The sequence below is a fragment of the Moorena sp. SIO4A5 genome, assembly GCF_010672005.1.
GTDB lineage: Bacteria > Cyanobacteriota > Cyanobacteriia > Cyanobacteriales > Coleofasciculaceae > Moorena.
In genome coordinates, this window is the sequence record NZ_JAAHHZ010000443.1 from 1 (window position 1) to 3,963 (window position 3,963).

The following is a 3,963-nucleotide window of genomic DNA, read 5'->3' on the forward strand; positions in this document are numbered from 1 at the left end:
TAGCATCAGTTTCAGTCCAGAAGGAAAAACTCTTGCTACTGCTGATCGATATGGAACCGTAAAACTCTGGGATGTGAAGACAGGAATGGAAATCCGCACCCTTCTAGGACATAGTGGTGCAGTCACTAGCCTCAGTTTTAGCCCCGACGGTACCATACTTGCCAGTGGTATAAGTGACGGGACAGTCAAACTCTGGTCTAAAGACGGTAAAGTACTCCAAACCCTCCAGAGTAGTGGTGCTGCCATCAACAGTGTTAGCTTCAGCCCTGATGGCAAGACTCTTGCTACTGCTAGTCAGGATAAAACTGTAATCTTGTGGAATATCGATCTAGCTCTAAGTAGTCTAGATGAGCTACTGCGACGTGGTTGCGATTGGGCTGGGGATTATCTAAGGTATAACCGGAATGTCAGTGAACGCGATCGCACTCTTTGTGAAGACATCAACTAAAAAGCGATCGCAGTCTTTGTCGAGGTATCAACTAAAAGGCGATTGACCTTTGGTCACGCTTTCGGCAAAGCCGACGCTGCGCGAACGCGAACGCATGAACCTCTGAGCCTCGCGGTTGAGACTCTGAACCTCTCCGTTGAGTCTGTGAAACTCACCGTTGAATATCTGAAACTCACCGTTGAACCTCTGAACCTCTCCGTTGAGTCTGTGAAACTCACCGTTGAACCTCTGAACCTCTCCGTTGAGTCTGTGAAACTCACCGTTGAACCTCTGAACCTCACCGTTGAACCTCTGAACCTCACCGTTGAACCTCTGAACCTCAACGTTGAACCTCTGAACCTCACCGTTGAGCCTCTGAACCTCACCGTTGAGCCTCTGAGCCTGATCAACCAACAGGATCCCAATACCTTCAGCCAGGGACTTCAGTGAAAAAAAATACCAATTAAAGTAGGGTGGGCAAAGTAATCTAGATTAGATTACTCAAAAGAACCAAACGCTTTTTGCCCATCCTACTCCGTAACTCTACCTAAAAGCCTACTACTTGTCGATGTTCCCAAAAGATGAAGAAACCACTGAACATAACGAAAGAAAAAACTAATTGACGGAATAATCTTTCACTAATCTTTTCCAGAACCAATCCTCCCAACCAATTCCCTGGAAAAGATGCCAGGCCGATCACAAGCCCATAACCGATGTAAGGAAGTTGTAACATTCCAAACACTCCGTAAGCTATCAGCTTAATGCAGTGAACAACTAATCTATCAATTGCTTGAGTTGCTAAAAGCTCCTCCTTCTTAAGACCGTAATTGATATAAAAAGGGGCAAGTATAGGCCCCATACTGCCAATTAAACCTGATAGAAAAGCATGGATAAATCCACCGGGAATAAAGTACCACATCTTTACGGTGAAAGATTGCTCATTCTTTTTCAAGAAAGAACTAATAGCTGAAATAATTAAGAATGCTGCCACAATAATAGTCAGCCATTCTAGATCTAGCTTGCTCAGGGTAAAAGCGCCTAATAATGCTCCCACCACTGCAGCTGGAATCTCCCACTTTAAGATTTTCCAATTGACGTTACTCCAGTAAACATAAATTCGCTCAGCGTTACCAAAGATTCCCCCAATCGTAATTATTGGTGGAATAGCCTGCGCCCCCAAAAAAATACCCACTATGGGCATAAGAATTAAGGAACTTCCTCCCCCAACAATGATACTGACAAACCAGCCCAGAACGCTAGTTAACGCTAAAAGCAATAGAAGCATTATGTTCTCTAATGGTTAAGTTTAAGTTTTCGAGTCAGTAGGTAGGTTTACAAGCAAGTGTTGAACTGTTTTTCCATCCGTAACCAATTCCAAAACAGCTATAATAAAAGACCCTGAACCAAACTTATAATTCTCAACAACGATCACCTGATGTAAACCTACTTAATCTACTCTATAACCTACTATATTTAAATTACAGCTCCGAAGCGACTAGCTTATGAATATGGGTTACTCGACTAACTTACTCGACTAACTGAATTGCCTCTCCACCAGAATATTTCTAGAACAACCCAAAAATATTGGCTTAGGCCCCTACAGAAGCGTAGCGGTTTTGGCTTTGAGCGATAAAATTTCTAGCTTGCTTGAGCATAGCTTGATCCAATGCCTGTTGGCAATCACTAGCGGCAAACGCTACATCGTGAGCTAGATCTAGATAGGGATAATCTTGCTTAATTTCCTCAGCCAAACGCTTGGCTGTATCAATGCGAACGTAAAGTTCTCCCCGCATTACTTGGTCATTCATCCAGGCTAGAGCTTGGCTTGAAAACATTCGGGGTGGGGACGCGGAACTAATCCTCGCATTCTTCCGAACACTTTCAAGATGTTGTTGACTAAACATGTCGATATTCGGCTTGCCCTGACTGTTGACCCAAGGTACAGCAACTGAGACATAGGCAGCGTCTTGAAAAGCGGCCTCCAGAGAAGGAGCACAGGTGACCCTTTCAGGGGGTATCGATCGTTCCAGCAACGTTATGTTTCGTCGCGCAGGATTTTGCAAAGAAGGACTGAAAAGATGAACATCTAGACCCAATATTAATGCGTTAAGGGCGATATTTTTCCCAATGTTTCCAACCCCAATCACCGCTATTTTACTATTGGGTTGAGCCTCATTTAACTTAAGCTGTTGAACTTGGTGCCTGGCCACATAAGGTGAATTGATCCCAGGTAAGTTACCAACACTGACAGATTGCTCATTTGCTGCTTGCCGATCGATCGCTCGCGTATCCACCCCCCGTCGAATGACTCGCAAACTACGAGTATGACCAACAGCTTGTCGCCAGGCATAGAGTGCGGTGCCGGGCACGGCGTTGTTCCCTGCAATCAGGACATCGGGTTGAAACGTGACCAGTACCTGACGTAAAACTTCAAGGCTAGGATCGTGTTCTTCATCAGGCTGTTGTTTGGTAGCAATGGTAGGAATATACAGGCACTCTTCGCCAGAATTTGGTGCATAGAATATAGGCTCGTCTACACCTGCAAGTTCTTTATTCAGTGGGTAATATACCTCACGCAATCCTAAATCGTCAGCTGTCTCTGGGTCAATGGGATGAGAGATAAGAATTTTAGACATTTTTACAGGAATAGACGGTCTTAAGTTATGGACTTCAAAGAAGCTGAACAAATCATACCAAGCCTAAAATAATTTTGCCAAGTCAAACCATACAGACAACAAGGGATAATCGTGTGTATTATATTACTTTTTTTCTACTCCACCTCGTTTGATCAACAAGCCTGAGCCAAATAGATAGCGAATACCTTGCTAATTATGGCTTTTAAGAATTTGCTTGTTGAGTGCGATCGCGGATTTCAAGAACAGCGATTGACCTGCATGTCACGCTTTAGGCTTTGCCGACGCTGCGCGTTCGCGAAGCGTGGCCTACGGCCAAACGCGATCGCACTCCCCTCCCCCGACACTTCTCTTTCCCTACAAAAGCCCCAAACTCTGATTAGACGTAAAACCAGGAAAGATTTGGGCTAAATTCGAGTCTCCAATCTCCATATGTTCCCTTAGCACAGGCATCAGCACCTCACGAAAATCCGTAGTTACTGCTAAATCACGTTTTTCATACAACTGGGATTCCGCCAAACCGGGCCACTCTCCATAGACCTTACCACCGCGAACTCCTCCACCCAAGACCCACATCACATTCCCGTGTCCATGGTCAGTACCCTTATTACCATTCTCTGCCAGGGTACGACCAAATTCTGACATGACCACAATTACAGTATTGGCATAAATCGGTTCTAACGCTTTGACTAGAGTAGCCAAGCCTTGTCCAATAGGCTTAAGTTTTCGAGCCAGCTGTCCTTGACTACCGCCCTGGTTAACATGGGTATCCCAGCCACCTAAGGCCAAAAATGCCAGTTGGGTCTTAGCATCCCCCACCATCAGCTTGGCTAATTTGCGGCTATCACCAACAAATTTAGAGGAAGGTGGTGCTCCCCGGTTAGCTGCCATCATTTCTTCCTT

4 protein-coding genes and 1 pseudogene are annotated in these 3,963 nt (G+C 45.0%); 2 read left to right on the top strand and 3 right to left on the bottom strand.

Annotated elements, in window-relative coordinates; translation table 11 throughout:
- Both F6K57_RS38775 and F6K57_RS38780 read left to right on the top strand, forming a co-directional pair.
- A pseudogene (locus tag F6K57_RS38775) lies at window positions 1-448 on the top strand (type IV secretion protein Rhs); the annotation flags it as partial.
- Between the two features lie 42 nt (window positions 449-490).
- Complete coding sequence (locus F6K57_RS38780) at window positions 491-877, top strand: hypothetical protein (RefSeq protein ID WP_293053493.1); 387 nt, start codon at window positions 491-493, stop codon at window positions 875-877.
- 97 nt (window positions 878-974) lie between these two features.
- Here the strand turns inward: F6K57_RS38780 and F6K57_RS38785 are convergent, their stop codons facing one another.
- From F6K57_RS38785 to F6K57_RS38795, 3 genes are all read right to left on the bottom strand, one after another.
- On the bottom strand, window positions 975-1,712 hold the full coding sequence (locus F6K57_RS38785; RefSeq protein WP_293053490.1) for a sulfite exporter TauE/SafE family protein: 738 nt from the start codon (window positions 1,710-1,712) through the stop codon (window positions 975-977).
- A 304-nt stretch (window positions 1,713-2,016) separates the two neighbouring features.
- Window positions 2,017-3,063, bottom strand: a complete 1,047-nt coding sequence (locus F6K57_RS38790; RefSeq protein WP_293053487.1) for a hypothetical protein — start codon at window positions 3,061-3,063, stop codon at window positions 2,017-2,019.
- Window positions 3,064-3,417: 354 nt separating this feature from the next.
- A partial coding sequence (locus tag F6K57_RS38795; protein WP_293073955.1) for a DUF1501 domain-containing protein occupies window positions 3,418-3,963 on the bottom strand: 546 nt, incomplete at its 5' end.